This window comes from Celeribacter ethanolicus (assembly GCF_001550095.1).
Taxonomy (GTDB): Bacteria; Pseudomonadota; Alphaproteobacteria; order Rhodobacterales; family Rhodobacteraceae; genus Celeribacter; species Celeribacter ethanolicus.
This window is the reverse complement of record NZ_LRUC01000040.1, coordinates 94,323-114,779: the sequence shown is the minus strand read 5'-3', so window position 1 is coordinate 114,779 and position 20,457 is coordinate 94,323. Positions and strand designations below refer to the sequence as shown.

General features: G+C 62.0%; 22 protein-coding genes. 16 read left to right on the top strand and 6 right to left on the bottom strand.

Annotated elements, in window-relative coordinates:
• Positions 1-88 precede the first annotated feature (88 nt).
• Entirely contained in the window at positions 89-538 is a 450-nt protein-coding gene (locus NH195_RS15015; protein ID WP_066708627.1) for a nucleoside deaminase, read from the bottom strand.
• Positions 539-748: 210 nt separating this feature from the next.
• Here NH195_RS15015 and NH195_RS15010 point away from each other — a divergent pair, with 210 nt between their 5' ends.
• The 8 genes from NH195_RS15010 (at position 749) to NH195_RS14975 (ending at position 8,185) form a co-directional block, all read left to right on the top strand.
• On the top strand, positions 749-1,369 hold the full coding sequence (locus NH195_RS15010) for an OmpW/AlkL family protein (RefSeq protein WP_066708623.1): 621 nt from the start codon (positions 749-751) through the stop codon (positions 1,367-1,369).
• Positions 1,370-1,487: 118 nt separating this feature from the next.
• Positions 1,488-2,903 carry a pseudouridine synthase gene (locus tag NH195_RS15005; protein WP_066708620.1) on the top strand — a complete coding sequence of 472 codons (1,416 nt, stop codon included), beginning with the start codon at positions 1,488-1,490 and terminating at the stop codon, positions 2,901-2,903.
• Between the two features lie 196 nt (positions 2,904-3,099).
• Positions 3,100-4,011, top strand: a complete 912-nt coding sequence (locus NH195_RS15000; RefSeq protein WP_066708617.1) for a 5-bromo-4-chloroindolyl phosphate hydrolysis family protein — start codon at positions 3,100-3,102, stop codon at positions 4,009-4,011.
• A 17-nt stretch (positions 4,012-4,028) separates the two neighbouring features.
• Complete coding sequence (locus NH195_RS14995; RefSeq protein ID WP_066708614.1) at positions 4,029-5,210, top strand: toxic anion resistance protein; 1,182 nt, start codon at positions 4,029-4,031, stop codon at positions 5,208-5,210.
• Between the two features lie 125 nt (positions 5,211-5,335).
• On the top strand, positions 5,336-6,160 hold the full coding sequence (locus tag NH195_RS14990) for a DUF2927 domain-containing protein (protein WP_238379773.1): 825 nt from the start codon (positions 5,336-5,338) through the stop codon (positions 6,158-6,160).
• Positions 6,161-6,196: 36 nt separating this feature from the next.
• Positions 6,197-6,574, top strand: a complete 378-nt coding sequence (locus tag NH195_RS14985; protein WP_081423958.1) for a lysozyme inhibitor LprI family protein — start codon at positions 6,197-6,199, stop codon at positions 6,572-6,574.
• Between the two features lie 12 nt (positions 6,575-6,586).
• The gene (locus NH195_RS14980; protein ID WP_066708608.1) at positions 6,587-7,702 is read left to right on the top strand and encodes an SPFH domain-containing protein; all 1,116 of its coding nucleotides are present in this window, start codon (positions 6,587-6,589) and stop codon (positions 7,700-7,702) included.
• A 6-nt stretch (positions 7,703-7,708) separates the two neighbouring features.
• Positions 7,709-8,185, top strand: coding sequence for a hypothetical protein (locus tag NH195_RS14975; protein ID WP_066708605.1), 477 nt, complete (start codon positions 7,709-7,711; stop codon positions 8,183-8,185).
• 41 nt (positions 8,186-8,226) lie between these two features.
• Here the strand turns inward: NH195_RS14975 and NH195_RS14970 are convergent, their stop codons facing one another.
• Positions 8,227-8,628, bottom strand: coding sequence for a CZB domain-containing protein (locus tag NH195_RS14970; protein ID WP_066708602.1), 402 nt, complete (start codon positions 8,626-8,628; stop codon positions 8,227-8,229).
• Between the two features lie 92 nt (positions 8,629-8,720).
• Between NH195_RS14970 and NH195_RS14965 the strand changes: the two genes are divergently transcribed.
• From NH195_RS14965 to tsaD, 7 genes are all read left to right on the top strand, one after another.
• Positions 8,721-9,842: a TFIIB-type zinc ribbon-containing protein gene (locus NH195_RS14965; RefSeq protein WP_066708599.1), complete on the top strand. Its 1,122-nt coding sequence runs from the start codon at positions 8,721-8,723 to the stop codon at positions 9,840-9,842.
• A gap of 69 nt (positions 9,843-9,911) precedes the next feature.
• Positions 9,912-10,841: a carbohydrate kinase family protein gene (locus tag NH195_RS14960; protein ID WP_066708596.1), complete on the top strand. Its 930-nt coding sequence runs from the start codon at positions 9,912-9,914 to the stop codon at positions 10,839-10,841.
• On the top strand, positions 10,838-11,278 hold the full coding sequence (gene dtd / locus NH195_RS14955) for a D-aminoacyl-tRNA deacylase (protein WP_066708593.1): 441 nt from the start codon (positions 10,838-10,840) through the stop codon (positions 11,276-11,278). The genes NH195_RS14960 and dtd overlap by 4 nt, the downstream gene beginning before the upstream one ends.
• A 60-nt stretch (positions 11,279-11,338) precedes the next feature.
• Positions 11,339-11,800: a tRNA (adenosine(37)-N6)-threonylcarbamoyltransferase complex ATPase subunit type 1 TsaE gene (gene tsaE, locus NH195_RS14950; RefSeq protein ID WP_066708590.1), complete on the top strand. Its 462-nt coding sequence runs from the start codon at positions 11,339-11,341 to the stop codon at positions 11,798-11,800.
• Positions 11,797-12,411 (top strand): hypothetical protein, encoded by a 615-nt coding sequence (locus NH195_RS14945; protein ID WP_066708587.1) that lies wholly within the window; start codon positions 11,797-11,799, stop codon positions 12,409-12,411. The genes tsaE and NH195_RS14945 overlap by 4 nt, the downstream gene beginning before the upstream one ends.
• The gene (locus NH195_RS14940) at positions 12,408-13,001 is read left to right on the top strand and encodes an L-threonylcarbamoyladenylate synthase (RefSeq protein ID WP_066708584.1); all 594 of its coding nucleotides are present in this window, start codon (positions 12,408-12,410) and stop codon (positions 12,999-13,001) included. Before NH195_RS14945 ends, NH195_RS14940 begins: the two co-directional genes overlap by 4 nt.
• Positions 12,998-13,990 (top strand): tRNA (adenosine(37)-N6)-threonylcarbamoyltransferase complex transferase subunit TsaD, encoded by a 993-nt coding sequence (gene tsaD / locus NH195_RS14935; protein ID WP_066708579.1) that lies wholly within the window; start codon positions 12,998-13,000, stop codon positions 13,988-13,990. The genes NH195_RS14940 and tsaD overlap by 4 nt, the downstream gene beginning before the upstream one ends.
• Here the strand turns inward: tsaD and NH195_RS14930 are convergent.
• The 4 genes from NH195_RS14930 to NH195_RS14915 are packed head-to-tail and all read right to left on the bottom strand — an operon-like array spanning position 13,987 to position 17,925.
• On the bottom strand, positions 13,987-14,718 hold the full coding sequence (locus NH195_RS14930) for a proteasome-type protease (RefSeq protein ID WP_066708577.1): 732 nt from the start codon (positions 14,716-14,718) through the stop codon (positions 13,987-13,989). The two genes, tsaD and NH195_RS14930, sit on opposite strands and share 4 nt — an antisense overlap.
• A 15-nt stretch (positions 14,719-14,733) precedes the next feature.
• Positions 14,734-15,543: a transglutaminase family protein gene (locus tag NH195_RS14925; RefSeq protein ID WP_066708575.1), complete on the bottom strand. Its 810-nt coding sequence runs from the start codon at positions 15,541-15,543 to the stop codon at positions 14,734-14,736.
• 5 nt (positions 15,544-15,548) lie between these two features.
• Entirely contained in the window at positions 15,549-16,490 is a 942-nt protein-coding gene (locus NH195_RS14920) for an alpha-E domain-containing protein (protein ID WP_066708707.1), read from the bottom strand.
• A 10-nt stretch (positions 16,491-16,500) separates the two neighbouring features.
• Positions 16,501-17,925 carry a circularly permuted type 2 ATP-grasp protein gene (locus NH195_RS14915; protein ID WP_066708573.1) on the bottom strand — a complete coding sequence of 475 codons (1,425 nt, stop codon included), beginning with the start codon at positions 17,923-17,925 and terminating at the stop codon, positions 16,501-16,503.
• Positions 17,926-18,230: 305 nt separating this feature from the next.
• Between NH195_RS14915 and NH195_RS14910 the strand changes: the two genes are divergently transcribed.
• On the top strand, positions 18,231-20,417 hold the full coding sequence (locus NH195_RS14910) for an NADP-dependent isocitrate dehydrogenase (RefSeq protein WP_066708571.1): 2,187 nt from the start codon (positions 18,231-18,233) through the stop codon (positions 20,415-20,417).
• Positions 20,418-20,457: the final 40 nt, after the last annotated feature.

Sequence of the window (20,457 nt, the reverse complement as noted above, 5' to 3'; positions counted from 1 at the left end):
CCCAAGATTACGGAGCGCAAAGGCGGGCCCTACGCGGGGCCCGTCGTTTTTTGTTTTTCTTTTCGATCTGTCCGGAAGAGTTTGCGCCTCAGCGCCGGGCGGCGAAGAAATTCTTCAAAAGCGCCTCCGCCTCCACCGCCGCAATCCCATCATAGACCTCCGGCGCGTGATGACATTGCGCATGGCTGAAGACCTTTGCGCCATGAGCCACGCCGCCGGATTTCGGATCCTGCGCGCCATAGTAGAGCCTGCGTATTCGGGCGTTCGACATGGCGGCGGCACACATCGGACAAGGTTCCAGGGTCACGTAAAGATCGTATCCCGGCAGGCGTTCCAGCCCGAGAGCGGCACAGGCCGCCCTGAGCGCGACGATCTCGGCATGGGCCGTGGGGTCGCGGTCCTCGCGGGTGCGATTGCCGCCCCGCCCGACGATTTCGCCCTCGGGCGACACGACGACGGCACCGACCGGCACCTCACCGCGCGCGGCGGCGGCACGCGCCTCTTCGAGCGCGATCTCCATATAAGAGCGAAACGACATATCCTTTCCTGCCGCGATTTGCCGGGCAAAGGCAAGCGGGTCTCCGCCCGGACACGGATCGTTCGCGTGACAATTTTATGACGGTCTGACGACAGAGTGTCGCAGCCCGCCACGATTTGACGCAAATCAAAGTCTCCGTCTCCGGCTCCCGGCAACTGTGCCATCACGCGCGGACTCACCTCGCGCCAAGACAACCATGGGACCTAGACTATGAAAAAGACTTCCGTTCTCGCCGCAACAGTGGCCCTTGCCCTCGCTCTGCCGAGCCTTGCCTCGGCGCAGGATGCGGGCACGATGACTCTCGGCCTCGGCCTTGGCAGTGTCATGCCTAAGTCTGACAACGGTGGCCTCTACGGCGGTCCCGACCTCGATGTCGGCGACAACGTGCGCCCGACCATCACCTTCGAATATTTCATCCGCGACAATCTCGGCATCGAAGTGCTCGGCGCATGGCCGTTCAAACACGACATCAAAGCGGATGGCCTTGGCAAAGTCGGCACCACGCAACACCTGCCGCCAGTGATCTCGCTGCAATACCACTTCGACACCGGTGCGACCCTGACCCCCTTCATCGGCGCCGGGATCAACTACACCGCCTTCTTCGATGAAACCTCGAAAGGCGCCATTGCCGGGGCCGATCTCGATCTGAGCGATTCCTGGGGCGTCGCGCTGCATGCCGGTCTCGATTACAAGATCAGCGAACGCGCCGCGCTGCGGACCGATGTGCGCTGGATCGACATCGACAGCGACGTGAAAATCGACGGTGTGAAATCCGGCAAGGCCGAGATCGACCCCTGGGTATTCGGCGTCTCCTACGTGATGTCGTTCTGAGACGATCCCCGCCGATCCGAACCTGAAATATCGGTCCGCAGCGATGCGGGCCGATTTTCTTTGCCCTTTTCATGTGACCTGTCTCAGAGTATGAGCGCGCCAACGAAAGGCCTTTCCCATGACCGACACGCCCAAGACCCCGACCCCCACCGCGAAAAAGACCCCTCCGGGCGAGCGCATCGCCAAGGTGCTGTCGCGGGCTGGCATTTCCTCACGCCGCGAGGCCGAGGAACTGATCGAGGCGGGCCGTGTCACGGTCAATGGCCGTGTCGTCGCCTCGCCTGCGCTCAACGTGCTGCCGAAGGACCGGATCACTGTCGATGGCAAAGAGGTCGGCGAACCGGAGCCGCCGCGGCTTTGGCTTTACCACAAGCCTGCGGGTCTGGTGACCACGGCAAAGGACGAAAAAGGCCGCGAGACGGTGTTCGACCAGCTCCCGAAAGAGCTGCCGCGGGTGATGTCCGTTGGACGTCTCGATTTGAATTCCGAGGGTCTGCTTTTGCTCACCAACGATGGCGAGATCAAACGCCGTCTGGAACTGCCGGACACCGGCTGGATGCGCAAATACCGCGTGCGGGTGAAAGGCACGGCGACCGAAGCCATGCTTGAGCCGCTGCGCAAGGGCGTGACGATTGACGGCGAGGATTTTCAGCCGATGGAGGTCATGTTCGACCGCCAGCAGGGCGCGAACGCCTGGCTGACCGTCGGGCTGCGCGAGGGCAAGAACCGCGAGATCCGCCGCGCCATGGAGCACATCGGCCTGACCGTGAACCGGCTCATTCGCATTTCTTACGGGCCGTTCCGTTTGAACACGCTGCAACCGGGCGAAGTCGAAGAGGTGCGGAGCCGTGTGCTGCGCGACCAATTGGGCCTTGAGACCGGCACCGACGGCTTTGGCGCGAGCCAAGGGCGGCGCGAAGTGTCGCGTGGCGGCAAACCGGGCGGTCCGCGCAAGGAAACGCTCGGCCGCGACGCGCGCCCAAACCGCCCCGTCAAAGGCGGAAAGCCGGGCGACAAACCGGCCTTCAAAGGCAAATCCGGCGGCTTCAAACGCCATGACGACGAGGGCGGTCGCCCCGCGCGTGGCGAAGGCGGCTTCAAGCCGCGTGGCGAAGGGTTCAAAGGCAAACGTGACGGAGATCGCTCCGGACCGCGTGATGGCGATTTCAAGCCGCGCGGGGAGGGCGGCTTCAAACCGCGCGGCGAAGGCCGGGGCGAAGGCTTTAAAGGCAAGCGCGACGGCGATTTCAAACCGCGCGGTGAGGGCTTCAAGGGCAAACCGCGTGATGGCAAGCCGGGCGGCAAACCGTTTGGCAAACGTGACGACCGGGGCGGCCAAGGCGGAGATCAGCGCGACGGCGCGCGCGGCGGCAAGCCCGGCGGCTTCAAATCGCAGGGCTACAAATCCCATGGCGGCGGCGCGGGCGGCAAACCGCGCTCGGCCGGGTTCAAATCGCACAGTGGAAAACCTTCGGGCGGAAAACCTTCGGGCGCGCGCCCGGGTGGCGGCAAACCGCCCAAATCTCGCTCCTGATCCGGAGCCGAGGGGGAAAGCGCACAAGCTTGTCCCCTTAACCCTTTCATGGCACGCGATTCCTTTCTATATCTGAAAGCGGACAAGCGCTTTGGGTCGAAAGGGGTATCATGAGCAACAGTGGGTTTTCGAAACTCGCCTATTACCTTCTGGTGGCGCTGACCTTCTACGTCACGATCAAGGCGCAGGGCCTGTGATGTCGAAACGCTACGGCTCCACCTATTCGCCCAAAGGCAACGCTTCCGGGACTGCCTCGCAAAGCGCAGGCTCCGCCCCCTCTCCTCGTCCCTTCGACGGCAAGAAACCTACCCGTGTCGGCGCGCGCTCGAACCTTCTGTTCTTTGCCGCCCTGCCTCTGGCGTGGAAGGCCTTTGGCGCCGGCCCCGTCACCATGGCCGCCTATCTCGTGGCCTTGGGCGCACTCGTGGCCGCGGCGTTTCTGACCCGCGAAGGGTTGAAAGCCGAAGAGGCCTATGAGGCCCGCAAAGTGGCCCGCCGCCCCGCCATTCCGCGCAAAATCTTTGGCTCCGCGCTGACCGGGATCGGCCTCGGGATTGTCGGCTGGTTCGGTTGGGGGCCGCTTGAGACGGTGATTTTTGCCGTGCTGGGCGTGGTGCTTCACAGCCTCGCCTTTGGCATCGACCCGCTGAAAAGCAAAGGCTTCGACGAAATCGACCTGTTTCAACAGGACCGCGTCGCCAAGGCGGTGGATGAAGCCGAAGCCCATCTGAAATCCATGCGCGAGGCGCTGGACAAAACCGGCGACCGGCAGGCCGAAGACCGGTTGGAAAAATTCATCGCGACCGCCCGCGCCATGTTCCGCACGGTCGAAGACGACCCGCGCGATCTGACGGCGGCGCGGAAATACCTTGGCGTTTATCTGCTGGGTGCGCGCGATGCGACGGTGAAATTCGCCAATCTCTGGCAAAAGACCCGCAACACGCAGGCCCGCGCCGACTGGTTTTCGCTCTTGGACGATCTGGAGGCGAATTTCGATGCCCGTCACAAAGCGTTGCTTTTGGATGATAAGACCGATCTCGACATCGAGATCGAAGTGCTCCGCGACCGTCTGGCGCGCGAGGGCGTTGCAAGTGACTTGAAAAATTAAAGATCAGGGGAAGTACCATGTCCGAGACCGTGCGCCAAAAGGCCGAAGCCGCCTTGAAAGACGTTGAAGAGATCACCTCCGTGGTGCTGGCCGAACCGAAGGGTGAGTTGATCGACCCGACGGCCATCGCCGAGGCGCCGCAATCTGCCGAGATCGCCAAGGCCAAGGCCGAGATCGACATAGGCGACACCAATTCCATCGTGCGCTTCGGCTCTGCCGCGCAGGCCGAATTGCAGGTCATCTCGCAGGCCATGTTGCAGGATGTGAAGAACAAGGACGTGGGTCCGGCGGGTGACAGCCTGCGCAACATCGTGACCACGATCCGCGGGTTTTCCGTGTCGGAACTCGATGTGCGCCGGGAACGGAGCTGGTGGGAGAAACTTCTGGGCCGCGCCGCCCCCATGGCGAAATTCGTCGCGCGCTACGAGGATGTGCAGAGCCAGATCGACAGGATCACCGACAACCTGCTTGAGCATGAGCACAAGCTGATGAAGGACATCAAATCGCTCGATCATCTCTATGACAAGACCCTGACCTTCTACGATGAGTTGGCGATCTACATCGCCGCCGGTGAACTGAAGCTCAAGGAACTGGACGAAACCGACATTCCGGCGCTGGCCGCCGCAGTGGACGCCGCCCCCGAGGCCGATCAGGTGATCAAGGCGCAGGAGCTGCGCGATCTGCGCGCCGCGCGCGACGACCTTGAACGCCGGGTGCATGATCTGAAACTGACCCGTCAGGTGACGATGCAGTCCCTGCCCTCGATCCGTCTGGTCCAGGAAAACGACAAATCGCTGGTGACGAAAATCAACTCGACGCTCGTCAACACCGTGCCGCTTTGGGAAACCCAATTGGCGCAGGCCGTGACGATCCAGCGCAGCTCGGAAGCCGCCAAGGACATCAAGGCCGCGACCGATCTGACCAACGAGCTTCTGACCGCCAACGCGAAGAACCTGCGCGAAGCCAACAAGGTCGTGCGGCAGGAAATGGAACGCGGCGTGTTCGACATCGAGGCGGTCAAGGCCGCCAACGAGGAACTGGTCGCGACCATCGAGGAGAGCCTCCAGATCGCCGACGAGGGCAAACGCAAACGCGCCGAGGCCGAGGTCGAGCTCAAGGGCCTGGAAGCCAAACTGCGCGACACGCTCGCCGCCGCCAAGGCAACCGGCAACGCCTCCGGCCCGGCGGTGCCCAATTGAGCACGGGTTCGGGACGACAGATCGCAGGGTGGAGCGCGGGGATTTTCCTCGCGCTCTCGGCCTGTACGCCCGTCCCGGACATCAAACCGCAGCCCCGCCCCACTTCACAGGTGCAACCCACCGTCATGGCCCCGCCCCAACGCAGCGAGATCAGTTTTGCGCTGGAGAAATACTATGCGCGGATGCAGGCGGATCTTATGGCCAACGATCTGTTGCGCACCGATTTGGGCGGGCCCGACACGCCGTTCAACGCAAGGCAACTGGCGGCGAATTTCGAAGCCATCGCACTGAATGACGAATATACCTCGCTCAACGGGCAATATGTGGCGCAGATGACGCCGTCGAACCTGCACCGCTGGCAGGTCCCGGTGCGGATCGGGCTGGAATTCGGCCCGACCGTGCCGGAGAACGTCCGCGCCACCGACCGCGCCACGGTCGCGGGCCTCGTGTCGCGTCTGGCAACCGCCTCCGGCCATTCGGTCGCCATGACCTCCGCGCGGGCGAATTTCCACGTGCTCGTGCTCAACGAAGACGAGCGCCGCCAGATCGGCCCGCGCCTGTCGCAAATGATCCCAGGCATCGGGCAGGATGCGATCCGCTCGGTCGTCAATATGCCGCGCTCCTCCTATTGCCTCGTCTTGGCATCGGACCCGGCGAACGATGGCGCCTATCGCTCCGCCGTGGCGATCATTCGCGCCGAACATCCCGATTTGTTGCGCAAATCCTGTTTCCACGAGGAAATCGCGCAAGGACTGGGCCTTGCCAATGACAGCCCCTATGCCCGCCCCTCGATCTTCAACGACGACGAGGAATTCGCGCTTCTGACCCGGCATGACGAGTTGTTGCTGCGCATTCTCTACGACCCGCGCCTTGCCCCCGGCATGCGCCCCGAAACCGCCCGCCCGATCGCGACACGGATCGCCTATGAACTGATGGGCGAGGACATCTGACACCAATACCAGTTTCATCATTTGCAGAGGGTTCCAATGATACGCCACTTCACTTTTGCAGCTTTTCTAAGCCTTGCCCCAGTACTCGCCTTTGCAGATAATTGCGACACAGGTCAGCTCACCGGTTTCGATGGCGTTTATTGTTTCTCCAAGGTCTTCATGGGGGAAGACAAACGCCTCAACGACAACTATGCCGAACTGCGCAGTCATCTGAACGCCGACCAGCGCAACATCCTGAAAACAGCGCAGTTGAACTGGATCGAAAAACGAGACACATCCTGCATGCCCGAACCACATACGGTCAATGTAGACTGTGCATTGTCCATCACGCAGGAACGGGCAGATTTCCTGAAGGCGCGCACCACCGAATGTATAAGCGTCGGCTGCGCGAGCAGGAAACTCAGCGAATATTGAGGGAACAGCAACATGGGTATTTTCGATTTTCTCTCCGGCGAATTCATCGACGTCATCCATTGGACGGACGACACGCGCGACACGATGGTGTGGCGGTTCGAACGCGAGGGGCATGAGATCAAATACGGTGCCAAGCTGACCGTGCGCGAGGGGCAGGCCGCCGTCTTCGTGCATGAGGGGCAATTGGCCGACGTGTTTACGCCGGGTCTCTACATGCTCGAAACCAACAACATGCCGATCCTGACGACGTTGCAGCATTGGGATCACGGGTTTAAATCGCCGTTCAAATCCGAGGTCTATTTCGTCAACACCACGCGGTTCTCCGACCTGAAATGGGGGACGAAAAACCCGATCATGTGCCGCGACCCGGAATTCGGTCCGGTGCGTCTGCGCGCCTATGGCACCTATACGGCAAAGGTCGCCGACCCGGCGCTGTTCCTGACCGAGATCGTCGGCACGGATGGCGAGTTTACCATGGACGAGATCTCGTTCCAAATCCGCAACATTATCGTGCAGGCGTTTTCGCGCATCGTTGCGGGCTCCGGCATTCCGGTTCTCGATATGGCCGCGAACACCGCCGATCTTGGCAAGATGGTGGCCACCGAGATTTCCAAAGTGGTTGCGGAATACGGCCTGACCATTCCGGAATTCTACATTGAAAACATCAGCCTGCCCGAAGCGGTCGAGGCCGCGATGGACAAGCGCACCTCGATGGGTATCGTCGGCAATCTCGACAGCTACATGAAGTTCAACGCCGCCGAGGCCATGGGCGCGGAGAACTCCGCCATGGCGGCCTCGATGGGGGCGGGCATGGGCGCCGGAATGGGCATGGCGATGGCGCAGCAAACACAGGCCGGTCCATGGGGCGCACGTCCCGCCGCGGCCGCTCCCGCCGCGCAAACCCCGCCCCCGCCGCCGGTCGAGCATGTCTGGCATGTGGCGGAGAATGGCGCGACCAAGGGACCGTATTCCAAGGCGGAAATGGGCCAGATGGCCGCCAAGGGTGCCTTGAAGCGCGAGACCTATGTCTGGACCCCCGGTCAGGACGGCTGGCTCAAGGCCGAAGAGGTCACGGAACTGGCCCAGCTTTTCACCATCGCGCCCCCGCCCCCGCCGCCGGGGGTGTGAGGCCGCATGGCACGCAGACCGCTGCAACCGGCACGTCTCGAAGACCAGGAGGCGGACCTGCCCTTATGGGCAGCGCATGAGGCCTGTGCAGCGGTCCAGCCCACGCGCGCCACTCAGGTACGTTACGCCCTGGACATGCCGCTACAGGAGGACGAGCGTAAGCTTGCAACCCTGGCGCTGAGTTTTCTCGGCGTAGGTGCCTTGCCCCCGGAACGGCTTGCGGACAGCGCGAGCTGGGACCGGACCGGAGCCCCCACCCTCGTCGGCGGCCGGGAAATCCTGCGTCGGCAGGTCGGGCTCAAACCGCCGGTGAGCCTCGCCGTCACCCAGATCGTCGCTCAGGGCAAGACCGCCACGGTGTCCGGACGACTGACCCGCAATGGCCAGCCGCCCGCCTTGTTCTGTCATGTGCTGCGCTTCACCGATCCCTCACAGGCCCGGATTGCGCAGGTGGTCAGCTTCGAACAGGTCGAGACCGCATGAGACGGCCCCACCCTGCCACGGCTTCGCTGCCGCAGACCGGCTCAGCGGTTCAGAATGTCGCGGAAGTCCTCACGCCAATCGTTCAGATTGAGGATCAGGGAATTGGTCAGCCGCCGGAACCCCGGAGATTCGTAAAGCTCTCGTGCTGCCGAGCGGTCTCCGCCCTCGACATTGACCGCGATTTTCCCGGCCTCGCGATGAAACCGCGCGTGAAGCCCCTTGATCATCTCGAATTTCTCCATGGATGGGTCGTCCGGATCGGCGGACAGGCTGGCAAGCCATTGCCCGAAGGCGCATTGATCGTTGCGCGAAATCTCGTCGGCGGTCTTCTCGAGCGCGCCCTTGTCGATGCACTCGGACAGGCGTCGTTTCCAATCCGCATGGGCACAGATTGCATCGCGAATCTGCGCATTGCCTTTTCCCGTCTCTGTCACCGTCATCATCTTAATATTAGCTCCATCGCCATCACGAATGCCCTGCGCGTTCGTGCTCACAATGGCATGAGACCTTTAATGCCCAGTAAAGTCTGAAAAGTATGGAAAACCAGAGCGTCACAGCCGCCGAAGAGCATCGTTTCCCCTGCCACACCTGCGGGGCCGATTTGCGGTTCGACCCGGACACCCGCATGCTGGTCTGCGATCATTGCGGCGCACGCGAGGAAATCGAGAGCGGCCAGGCGCCGCGCCCCCGTGAGCTCGATTTCCATATGGCGGTCAGCGGCGGGTTGTCGTCGCATGGTGATTTTCTTGAGGCGGACCAGACCGAGGAGATTCGCACCTCGACCTGCCCGAATTGCGGCGCGGTTCTCCAGTTCGACGACACGGTCCATGCCACCGAATGTCCCTATTGCGCGACCCCAGTGGTCACCGACACCGGCCGCCGTCGCCAGATCAAACCGCAGGGCGTCCTGCCCTTTGCCGTGCCCGAGGAGGCGGCGCAGACGGCGCTGAAACACTGGCTCGGCTCGCTGTGGTTCGCGCCCAACGCGCTCAAGAAATACGCGCGCAAGGGGCGGCGCCTCAATGGCGTCTACATGCCCTACTGGACTTTCGACGCCCAGACCCAGAGCCGCTATTCCGGCGAGCGCGGCACCGATTACCATGAGAGCGTCATGGTCAACGGCCAGCGCCAGACCCGTCGCCGCACCCGCTGGCGTCATGTCAGCGGCCAAGTGAAGCGGTTTTTCGATGACGTGCTGGTCGTGGCCTCAACCGCGCTGCCCCTGCAATATGTGCGTGGTCTTGCGCCCTGGGACCTGTCCGGGCTCGAACCCTACCTGCCGGATTATCTCGCGGGCTACACCTCAGAAGCCTACACTTTTACCCTCGAAGAAGGGTTTCAGGACGCCCAGACGCAGATGGCCCGGATCATCACCCGCGACATCAAATTCGACATCGGCGGCGACCGTCAGCGCATTCACAGTGTCGACACACGCTATTCGGAGGTGACCTATAAACACATCCTGCTGCCCGTCTGGTTCGCCGCCTATAAATTCCGGGGCAAGACCTATCGTTTCGTGATCAACGGGCGCACCGGTCAGGTGCAGGGCGAACGGCCCTATTCGGCCTGGAAGATCGCTTTTGCCGTGCTGCTCGGCCTGATCGCGGCCGGTGTGATCGGCTATGTCTATGCGTTGCAGAATCAGGGCGGGTATTAAGACCGTCTTTGACTGTCTTTCGGATACAGATAGCGCTATCAATCGGGCAGAACAGCGGGAGGAAGAGCCATGATCTTATGTGCGGGCGAGGCCCTGATCGACATGTTGCCGCGTCGGTCCAGCCTGAATGAAGACGCCTATGCGCCCTATGCGGGCGGGGCGGTGTTCAACACCGCCATCGCGCTCGGGCGGCTTGGGGCCGATGTGGGGTTCTTCTCGGGATTTTCGTCCGATTTCTTCGGCGACCTCCTGAAGGGCAAGCTGGCGGAAAGCCATGTCGACACAGGACTGGCCGTCACCGCCGAACGTCCCTGCACCTTGGCTTTCGTCAAACTCGTTGACGGCCATGCGACCTATGCGTTTTATGACGAGAACACCGCCGGGCGGATGCTGACGGAGGATGATCTGCCCGCACTGCCCGACAACGTGGAAGCCGTGTTCTGCGGTGGCATCTCCCTGCCCGTCGAGCCCTGTGGCGCGGCCTATGAAACGCTGTTTGTGTCGGCGTCCGAGCGCTGTGTTACTATGATGGATCCGAACATTCGCCCCGGATTTATCCGCGATGAAGCACGGTTTCGTGCACGAATCGAACATATGCTGCCCCATTCCGATATTGTGAAACTGTCCGACGAGGACCTGTTGTGGCTCATGGGAGATGGCGCGATCGACACCCATATCGCCACGCTTCTGGACAAGGGCGTCAAGATTGTCTGCCTGACCATGGGCGCCGAGGGTGTCAAGGGCGTGACCAAGCGCGGCACCACCTTTGTTCCTTCCGAAAAGGTCGCGGTGGTGGACACTGTCGGCGCCGGCGACACGTTCAACGGCGGTTTCCTTGCCGGGTTGCAGCGGGCGGGCAAATTGACGAAAACCGCCGTGGCCGATCTCGACGAAGACAACCTGCGCGCAGCACTGACACTCGGCGCGCAAACCGCCGCCGTAACGGTCAGCCGGGCGGGGGCGAACCCGCCATGGTCACATGAATTGGAGAAAAGATGAGAGCGCTGATCCAACGTATTTCCGAAGCCGCCGTGCGCGTCGATGGCGCGGTGATCGGCCAGAGTGGCCCCGGTCTTCTCGTCCTCGTCTGCGCCATGCGCGATGACACCGAAGCACAGGCCGACAAGCTCGCCGCCAAAATCGCCAAGATGCGGATTTTTCAGGATGAGGCGGGCAAGATGAACCTCTCGGTGCGCGACATCGGCGGCACTGCCCTGGTGGTCAGCCAGTTCACCCTGGCGGCGGAGACCAAAGGCAACCGGCCCGGATTTTCCACCGCCGCCGCCCCCGATCTGGGCAAACAGCTCTACAGCTATTTCACCGAGCGTCTGATCACCGAGGGGGTGCCCTGCGAGACTGGCGAATTCGGAGCGGACATGAAAGTCTCACTGATTAATGACGGGCCGGTGACGATCTGGCTCGACACGGAGACGTAACGCCCCCCCATGGACCTTTGGCCCGCTTTGTCCTAAAGCGCTCTCAACATGTGAGAGGTCATGGTGACTGAGAGACGCATCGCACTTGCAAACGAGATGGACACCGCGCGGATCGCAACCGCGCTGGCCGGTCACCTGCGCGCGGGCGACGTGATCCTGCTCGATGGCGCTCTGGCGGCGGGCAAGACGTTTTTCACCCGCGCTCTGGTGCGTGCGCTCGGCTCCGACGAGGCGGTAACCAGCCCGACTTACACCATCGCCAACATTTACGAGACCCCGCGCGGGCCGGTGTTGCATGTCGATGCCTATCGGCTCAAAGGCGCGCAGGAGTTCTATCACCTCGGCCTCGAAGACTATTTCGACAGTGGCATCTCGGTGATCGAATGGGGCGAACGGATCGGGGATTTCTTTGATGCGCCGCTGGCGATCCATATCGGCTTTGGCGACACGGAGACTGCCCGCCTGCTGACTTTGACGGCGGACAGCCCGCGCTGGACCCCGGTACTGGAGGCAATGTCATGACAGTCACGCTTTTGATTCAGGCTTCGAACGGCGTGCCCTCTCTGGGGCTCGGGCGCGGAGATGCGATTGTCTTCGACAGCGCCGAGGTCGAGGCGCTGTCCGGCTCGCGCGATTACCGGCTGATGCTGGAAACCGGGTTGGGGACAACCGGCGCAGATCTATCCGACATCACACGCATAGCTTGTGACATCGGCCCCGGCGGATTGGGCGTCACCCGCACCGCTGCCGCTTTTGCCAATGCGCTTGGCTTTGCCCGTCGCATTCCGGTTCTGGCACTCCCGGCGTTCGAATTGCTCGGTGCCGAGGTGGCGCGGGACAAACCCGTCGCGATCCTGCGCCGCGCGGCCCGGCCGCATGTGCATTTCGGGGTTTACGCCAACGAAAGTGGTCGTGGAAAACTTGCACTTTACGAACATTGTACGGAGCAGTCCGCGCTGGATCAGCTCTCCGACTTGGAGGATTACGATCTCGCCGGGAATATCGAGGTGGCGGGCCATGCTACGCCCGTGACCAACAAAGCGACGATGACATGCATGCTGCGGCTGGCTCTGACCGCGCCGCTGCCGGGGCTGGATGCACGGGCCTGGCCGATTGTGGAGGTGTTGGAATGATCCCGTCTGCCGAACAGATTGCCGAGGTTCTGGGACAGGGCGGCGTGGTGCTTTTGCCCACGGACACCGTACTGGGCCTCGCCGCCTCGCCCGCCTTCCCCGAAGCCGTCGACAAGATTTACACGCTCAAACAACGCCCGCGACAGAAGAACCTGCCGATCATGGTGGCCGATGCCGATCAGATTTTCGAACTGGGGGCGGATGTGTCCTTTGAGGCCGCGAAACTTCTGGCCAGCCCCTATGTGCCCGGCGCTTTGACCCTGATCCTGCCGGTCGATGCCCAGCGCGCGCCCACATGGCTCGACGGGCGCAGCGAGATTGCCGTGCGCATTCCGGACAATGACTTACTGCTGAACGCGCTGCGTCTGGCCGGGCCGCTGATGGTGACTTCCGCCAATCGTTCCGGCGCGGAGACGCCCGCGACCACCGACGATGCGCTCGCGCAACTCCATGGCGCACCCGATCTGACCGTGCCGGGCAAGGGCGCGGCCCCTGCCCCCTCGACCATCGTCAATTGCACCGTCACCCCGGTCGAGATCGAGCGCCACGGCGTTGTCTCCGCCGCGCAAATCGCGGAGACCTTGGCATGAGCGGGCTGATCCTCGGCATCGAGACCTCTTGCGACGACACATCCGTGGCACTTGTGGACCGTTCGGGCCATGTCGCGGCGATCAAGACCGTGTCGCAATTCGAGATTCACGAAGCCTTCGGTGGGGTTTACCCGGAACTGGCCTCGCGCGCCCATCTCGAAGCGATCCTGCCGACGGTGGAAAGCGTGATGGCAGAGGCTTCGGTCACGCCAAAGGATCTGACCGCCATCGGCGTCACCCGAGGGCCGGGACTGATCGGCTCGCTGCTGGTCGGGCTGGCGAGTGCGGAAGCGTTGTCGATGGGCTGGGGCGTGCCCGCTTATGGGGTGAACCACCTGCGCGGGCATATTCGCTCGGTCGAGCTTGAGAGCGGACGGACGGAGTTTCCGGCGGTGATCATGCTGGTCTCCGGCGGGCATACGCTGATCGCGGAGTTGAAGGACGCGTGGTCCTATCGCCTTCTGGGCACGACGCGCGACGATTCCGTGGGCGAAAGCTATGACAAGGTGGCGCGGATGCTCGATCTGGGCATGCCGGGCGGTCCGGCGATCGACCGGGCGGCGAAACTCGGCACGCCGGTTCTGCGCCTGCCCCGCCCGATGAAGAACGAGGGCTATGAGTTCTCGTTTTCCGGTCTGAAATCCTCGGTCGCGCGCCATATCGAGCAGCATCCGGAAGTGTCCATCGAGGATATGTCCGCCTCTTTCGTCGCCGCCTGTGTCGATGTTCTGACGGCCAAGGCCGACCGGGCTTTGGCCGAGTGCAAGCCGCGCTCTCTGGTCATCGTCGGCGGTGTTGCCGCCTCACCGCAGATTCGGGAGGCGATGGGGAAAGTGGCTGAAAAGCATGCGGTTGAACTTTGCCTGCCGCCGATGAAATGGGCGACGGACAATGCGGCGATGATCGCCATGGCAACCTGGGATTACGTCGAGCGGGGATTGCAGCCCGATCTGATGCCGAAACCCAATCTCAGCCTTGAGACGCCTTAAAACTTGAAGCTCGGCAGGCTGTCCATCGCGGATTTGAGCGCCTCGCCCCAGCTTGTGGAAATCTCGTGATAATAGGGATCGTCCGCCTCGATGCGGCGCTGATGGGCGATCTGGTAGCTGTCCCTTTCGATCACCTGAAGATCGAAGGGCAGCCCCACCGAAAGGTTCGCCTTCACCGTGCTGTCAAAGGAGACGAGCATGAGCTTGACGGCATCCTCAAACGACATCTTCGGATCATAGGCCCGCACGAGGATCGGCTTGCCATATTTCGTCTCGCCGATCTGGAAAAACGGGGTTTCCTTGCCGGCTTCAATGAAATTGCCCTCGGGATAGATCAGGAACAGTCGCGGCGGTGAGCCCTTGATCTGGCCGCCCAACAGCACGGTCGCGTTGAACGCACTGTCGGCGCGCTGGCCCTCGTTGGCATTGGCGGCGATCACATCCTTGAGCGTTCCGGCCACAAGGCGGGCGACCTGAAACATCGACGGCGCGGTGAGCACATCAGGCTCCCGCTCTGCGGGCGCTTTGGTGCGTTCGTCGAGGATCGAGACCAGCGCCTGCGTGGTCGCGAGATTGCCTGCGGTCATCACGGTCAAAATCCGTTCCCCCGGCACTTCCCAGGTGAACATCTTCTTGAAGGTGGAAATATTGTCGACCCCGGCATTGGTCCGGGTGTCGGACATCATCACGAGGCCCGCCTCAAGCATCATCCCCACACAATAGGTCATCGGACCGCTTCGCCTTTATTGTTGCTCTTGTTGCTGAGACACTTCGATCTCGACGGAGAGGGTCTCCCCCGCCCCGCCATATCGTGTGCCTGTTACAGGAGCGGCCCCGGTATAGTCCAGCCCCGTTGCAACCCGCACATAGCGCTGGTCCGGACAAATTTCATTGGAAACGTCGAAACCGACCCATCCAAGCCCCGGAACATGCGCTTCGGCCCAGGCGTGGGTGGCGTCCTGAAGTGTGCGGTCGTCCATCATCAGATAGCCCGAGACATAGCGCGCCGGATAGCCCATTTCACGGGCGCAGGCGATGAACACATGCGCGTGGTCCTGACAGACGCCCTTGCCCTCGGCCAGCGCCTCCTCGGCGCTCCATTCTGTATGGGAAGCGCCGATCTCGTAGCGCACCGCCTCGCCGACGAGACGCGACAGCGCATGCAGGCGCTCAAGTTCGGTCTCCCCCTCGACCTTTTTGACCAAGGCGCGCACGCCCGGCCCGGCTTTGGTCAAGGGCGTGACGGTCTCGAACAGCCACAGCGGCGACGGGCCGGTGTGCGGCCCCACAACGCCGTGGTTCTCGGCGATCTCCACCTCGCCCTCGCAGGCGACGATCAGCTCGCGCGTGTCGCGCTCAAAGGACAAAAGCTCCACGAGATTGTTCATATGATCGTGGTAGCTCAGCTCCTTCTTGCCGCCCTGAACAGAGGTTTCCCAACGGATCACCTCCTGCCCATGGCTGGATTTCGGCGTCTTGCGGAGCTGTTGCAACCCGTAAGTCACCGGGTTTTCAAAGGAATAGCGGGTGGTGTGGCGAATGATCAGGCGCATCGGGCTCACTCGTAGAAACGGTAGTCTTTTTCGATCTGGCCGCCAAGCTGGCCAAAGGCGATCAGAACCGACTGGATATATTCATGCAGGCCACTCTCGAACACGGCGTCGATGTCGTGATGCACGAAACGATCCACCAGCGCCTGCGCCATGTGATAGGACGGCGTTTCCGCGCCGTAATCCGACACCAGATAGCGCAGGTTATCATGGATTTTCGAGGCGCAGAAATTGAGCGAGCGTGGCATGCGGCGGTCGAGGATCAGGAATTGCGCAATGTCGCGGGCGTTGACCTGAGACCCGTAGGCCATGCGGAACCCGCCGCGCGCGGAGACCGAGCGCAGGATGGTTTCCCAATGCACATTGTCCAGCGACGAGCCGACCGACAGCGCGGAGGGCAGAAGCACGTAATATTTCACATCGAGGATGCGCGCCGTGTTGTCGCCACGTTCCAGAAACGTGCCGATGCGGGCGAAATCGTAGATGTCGTTTCTGAGCATCGTGCCATGGGTCGCGCCACGCACCAGAGCGGTGCGTTGCCGGATCAGGCCCAACACCTTGGGCAGGTCGCGTTCCGAAACCTTGCGCGCAAGGATTTCGCGGGCCGCCATGTAACAGCCGTTCATCGCCTCCCAGACCTCGCCGGTGAGCGCGGTACGCACCATCCGGGCGTTCTGGCGCGCCTCCGAGATCGCAGAGAGCACCGAGGACGGGTTGTCCCTGGAACGCAGCATCCAGTCGATCGCCGACTCTTTCGTCACCTCGTCATGGCTTTCGTTGAACGCATCAAGCACCGAGGCCGATTGCATCACGGAGGCCCATTCGTCATCGTCCTGCCCCAACCGGGTCAGACCGATCCGCTGACCGGTCTCCACAAGGCGCGAGGTGTTTTCGGCTCTCTCCAGATATCGGAACATCCAGTAGAGGCCATTTGCGGTTTTGCCGAGCATCGCCATCGCGTCAGTCCTCCAATACCCATGTGTCCTTGGTGCCGCCGCCTTGCGACGAGTTCACCACGAGCGAGCCCTTTTTCAGCGCCACGCGGGTGAGACCACCCGGCGTGATGTTGATGCCTTCGGGGCTACAGAGGACAAAGGGCCGAAGATCGACGTGACGCGGCGCAAGCCCCGCCTTGGTGAAGATCGGCACGGTGGACAGAGAGAGTGTCGGCTGGGCAATGTAATTGCCCGGCTTGCTCATCAGTTTCTTGCGGAACTCGGCGATTTCTTTCTTGGACGAGGTTGGCCCGATCAGCATGCCATACCCACCGGAACCATGCACTTCCTTGACGACAAGCTCGGAGAGGTTGTCGAGCACATAGGCCAGGCTGTCGGGGTCCGAACAACGCCATGTCGGCACGTTCTCGAGGATCGCCTTCTCGCCGGTGTAGAATTCGACGATGTCGGGCATGTAGCTGTAGATCGCCTTGTCGTCGGCAATGCCGGTGCCGGGCGCGTTGGCGATGGTGATCCCACCGGAACGGTAGACATCCATGATGCCGGGAATGCCCAGCGCGCTTTCCGGGTTGAAATTGAGCGGATCGAGAAAATCGTCATCGACGCGGCGATAGAGCACGTCGATCGGTTTATAGCCTTGGGTCGTGCGCATCGCGACGCGGCCATCGACCACCCGAAGGTCATGGCCTTCGACCAGTTCGACGCCCATCTGATCGGCGAGGAACGCGTGTTCGAAATAGGCGGAGTTGTAAATCCCCGGCGTCAGCACCCCGACAGTGGGCGCGCCTTCGCAGCGGTTCGGCGCACAGGCGGCGAGAGAGCGGCGCAGGTTGGCCGGGTAGTTCTGGACGGGCTGCACCCGGTTGCGGGAGAACAGCTCCGGAAACATCTGGAGCATCGTCTCGCGGTTCTCCAGCATATAGGAGACACCCGAGGGCGTGCGCGCATTGTCTTCGAGCACATAGAACTGGTCGGGGCCGGTGCGCACAAGGTCGATGCCGACGATATGGGTATAGATCCCGCCCGGCGGCATCATCCCGATCATCTGCGGCAAAAACGCCTCGTTGCGCGCGATCATCTCCTGCGGCAGACGCCCGGCCTTGATGATCTCCTGCCGGTTGTAGATGTCATAGAGAAAGGCGTTGATCGCCCGCACCCGCTGCTCGATCCCCTTGCACAGCTTTTGCCATTCACGCCCGGAAATGATCCGGGGGATGATGTCGAAAGGAATGAGACGTTCCTCGGCCTCGGCCCGGCCGTAAACGTTGAAAGTGATGCCCGTAAGGCGGAAAACCTCTTCCGCCTCGCGTTGTTTTGCACGGAGCCGTTTCAGGTCTTCGTCCTGAAACCAGCCCTGAAATTCCGTGTAGGGTGTGCGCAGCGTATCGTCGCGCCCCCACATCTCATCAAAGATTTGGTCCTCGCTCATGGATTGAATTTAGAACCTGCCCGAAGCGCTTCACAATCGGATTCGCGCATTCCCCAAAACGATAGCGGTGATCAAATGCGCATTCGCCTGTTTTTTGATCAAACCACATTCTCCGGTATTTTCCAGCCCGTCCCCGCGCCCCGAAGCGTCACCCCCAAAGCGCTACGGCGGGGGACTCAGCGTCGCAGCCCCCATCGGTATACATTCGCACACATTGACTTGCGGCGCCGAACTCGCTACCCGGTTTGCCAAGCGCAGACCGGGCCATTTTGCCCCGCTGCATGTTCGTGACCGTGGAGGACCAAATGGCCGACAAGACCCCCGACATCATCTACACCATCGTGGACGAAGCCCCCGAGCTTGCCCGTGGCTCGCTCCTGCCGATCATCCAGTCCTTCTCCGAGGCCGCAGGCGTGAACGTGGCGACCAAGGACATCTCGCTCGCGGGTCGTATCCTCGCCCTCTTCCCCGAGTTGCTCTCCGACGACCAGCGTGTGTCCGATGACCTCGCCGAGCTTGGCGAACTGGTGAAAACCCCCGACGCCAACGTCATCAAACTGCCGAACATCTCGGCCTCCGTGCCGCAGCTCGAAGCCGCGATCAAGGAACTGCAATCCCAGGGCTACCCGATCCCGGCCTACCCGGCCGATCCGCAGACGGATGAGGAAAAAGCCGTCCGTGCCAAATACGACACCGTCAAAGGCTCCGCCGTGAACCCGGTGCTGCGCGAGGGCAACTCCGACCGTCGCTCCGCCAAGGCCGTGAAAGAATACGCGAAAGCCAACCCGCACCGCATGGGCGAGTGGAAATCGACCTCGAAAACCACCGTCGCCGCGATGCCGGGCGGGGATTTCTTCGCCAATGAGAAAGCCGCGACCATCACCGCCGCTCAGGCCGGTGGCGCGAAAATCGTCTTCACCGCCAAGGATGGCTCCGAGACGGTTCTGAAATCCGGTCTCAAATATCTCGAAGGCGAGATCGTCGACGCGACCTTCATGTCCGCCAAGGCGCTGACCGCCTATATCAAGAATGAAGTCGCGAGTATGGAGCCGGGCGTGCTGTTCTCCGTCCACCTGAAAGCCACGATGATGAAGGTCTCCGACCCGATCATCTTCGGCCATTTCGTGTCGGTCTACCTCGAAGACTTCCTTGCGAAACACGGTGACAAGCTCGATTTCAACCCGAACTCCGGCATCGGCGCGTTGGAAAAACTCATCGCAGGCAATGCCGAGATGGAAGCCGATCTGAAAGCCGCACTCGCGGCCAAACCGGCGATGTATATGGTCGACAGTGACAAAGGCATCACCAACCTGCACGTGCCGTCGGATGTGATCATCGACGCCTCCATGCCCGCCGTGATCAAGGCCGGTGGCATCGGCTGGGGCCCGGATGGCAAAGCCGCCGACACCAAATGCTGCATCCCGGACAACTCCTACGCCTGCGTCTATGACGAGACGGTGGAGTATTTCAAAGAAACCGGCACGCTGGACGTCACCACCTGTGGCGCCGTGTCCAACGTCGGCCTGATGGCGCAGAAGGCCGAGGAATACGGTTCCCACCCGACCACCTTCGAGATGTCCGCCGACGGCACCGTCTCCATCGTTCTGGACAGCGGCGAAGTGCTTCTGTCGAACGAGGTCGAAGCAGGCGACATCTGGCGCTCCTGCACCGCGAAGAAAGCCCCGATCCTCGATTGGATTCAACTCGGGATCGAGCGTTTCGATGCCACCGGCACCGGCGCATTCTGGCTCGACAAGAACCGCGCCCATGACGCCGAGCTGATCAAATACGTCGAACCGGCGCTGAAAGAAGCTGGCAAGGACATCCCGATCATGGACCCGCGCACGGCAACCCGCTTCACCTGGGAAGAGATGCGCAAGGGCAAGGATGTCGTGACCATCACCGGCAACGTGCTGCGTGACTACCTCACCGACCTGTTCCCGATCCTGGAACTGGGCACCTCCGCCAAAATGCTGTCCATCGTGAAACTGATGAACGGCGGCGGCATGTTCGAAACCGGTGCCGGTGGCTCCGCACCGAAACACGTTCAACAGGTGATCGAAGAAAACCACCTGCGTTGGGACTCCTTGGGCGAGTTCTGTGCACTGGGGGAAAGCTACAACTTCCTCGCCACCAAAGGTCGCCCGAAAGCCGCCGTGCTGGGCAAAGCCGTGGAAGACGCCACCACCAAACTCCTGATGGAAGGCAAATCGCCGGAGCGCAAAGTCGGCCAGAACGACAACCGCTCCTCGCATTACTGGTTCGCCCGCTACTGGGCCGAGGCTCTGGCCACCCAAGGCGACGATGCCGAGTTGGCCGCCCATTTCGCCCCCATCGCGAAAGAGCTGGCCGACAAGGAATCGGTCATCCTCGACGAGCTGAAAGCGGATGAGGGCAAACCCGCCGATATGGGTGGGTATTACCACGCCGACCCTTCCAAGGTGGCGTCCATCATGCGCCCCTCGGCCACGCTGAACGCGATCATCGGCTGATCAGTCGCTTGAAATCACAGGAAAAGGGCGCCCTTCGCGG

Coding starts and splice junctions, on each gene's coding strand:
- NH195_RS15010 (WP_066708623.1), top strand. CDS start 749: ATGAAAAAGACTTCCGTTCTCGCCGCAACAGTGGCCCTTGCCCTCGCT.
- NH195_RS14920 (WP_066708707.1), bottom strand. CDS start 16,490: ATGCTCGGCAAAACCGCAAATGGCCTCTACTGGATGTTCCGATATCTG.
- tsaE (WP_066708590.1), top strand. CDS start 11,339: ATGGTGACTGAGAGACGCATCGCACTTGCAAACGAGATGGACACCGCG.
- NH195_RS14980 (WP_066708608.1), top strand. CDS start 6,587: ATGGGTATTTTCGATTTTCTCTCCGGCGAATTCATCGACGTCATCCAT.
- dtd (WP_066708593.1), top strand. CDS start 10,838: ATGAGAGCGCTGATCCAACGTATTTCCGAAGCCGCCGTGCGCGTCGAT.
- NH195_RS14995 (WP_066708614.1), top strand. CDS start 4,029: ATGTCCGAGACCGTGCGCCAAAAGGCCGAAGCCGCCTTGAAAGACGTT.
- NH195_RS14970 (WP_066708602.1), bottom strand. CDS start 8,628: ATGATGACGGTGACAGAGACGGGAAAAGGCAATGCGCAGATTCGCGAT.
- NH195_RS14990 (WP_238379773.1), top strand. CDS start 5,336: ATGGCCCCGCCCCAACGCAGCGAGATCAGTTTTGCGCTGGAGAAATAC.
- NH195_RS15015 (WP_066708627.1), bottom strand. CDS start 538: ATGTCGTTTCGCTCTTATATGGAGATCGCGCTCGAAGAGGCGCGTGCC.
- NH195_RS15005 (WP_066708620.1), top strand. CDS start 1,488: ATGACCGACACGCCCAAGACCCCGACCCCCACCGCGAAAAAGACCCCT.
- NH195_RS14960 (WP_066708596.1), top strand. CDS start 9,912: ATGATCTTATGTGCGGGCGAGGCCCTGATCGACATGTTGCCGCGTCGG.
- tsaD (WP_066708579.1), top strand. CDS start 12,998: ATGAGCGGGCTGATCCTCGGCATCGAGACCTCTTGCGACGACACATCC.
- NH195_RS14925 (WP_066708575.1), bottom strand. CDS start 15,543: ATGCGCCTGATCATTCGCCACACCACCCGCTATTCCTTTGAAAACCCG.
- NH195_RS14975 (WP_066708605.1), top strand. CDS start 7,709: ATGGCACGCAGACCGCTGCAACCGGCACGTCTCGAAGACCAGGAGGCG.
- NH195_RS14945 (WP_066708587.1), top strand. CDS start 11,797: ATGACAGTCACGCTTTTGATTCAGGCTTCGAACGGCGTGCCCTCTCTG.
- NH195_RS14910 (WP_066708571.1), top strand. CDS start 18,231: ATGGCCGACAAGACCCCCGACATCATCTACACCATCGTGGACGAAGCC.
- NH195_RS14985 (WP_081423958.1), top strand. CDS start 6,197: ATGATACGCCACTTCACTTTTGCAGCTTTTCTAAGCCTTGCCCCAGTA.
- NH195_RS14940 (WP_066708584.1), top strand. CDS start 12,408: ATGATCCCGTCTGCCGAACAGATTGCCGAGGTTCTGGGACAGGGCGGC.
- NH195_RS15000 (WP_066708617.1), top strand. CDS start 3,100: ATGTCGAAACGCTACGGCTCCACCTATTCGCCCAAAGGCAACGCTTCC.
- NH195_RS14965 (WP_066708599.1), top strand. CDS start 8,721: ATGGAAAACCAGAGCGTCACAGCCGCCGAAGAGCATCGTTTCCCCTGC.
- NH195_RS14930 (WP_066708577.1), bottom strand. CDS start 14,718: ATGACCTATTGTGTGGGGATGATGCTTGAGGCGGGCCTCGTGATGATG.
- NH195_RS14915 (WP_066708573.1), bottom strand. CDS start 17,925: ATGAGCGAGGACCAAATCTTTGATGAGATGTGGGGGCGCGACGATACG.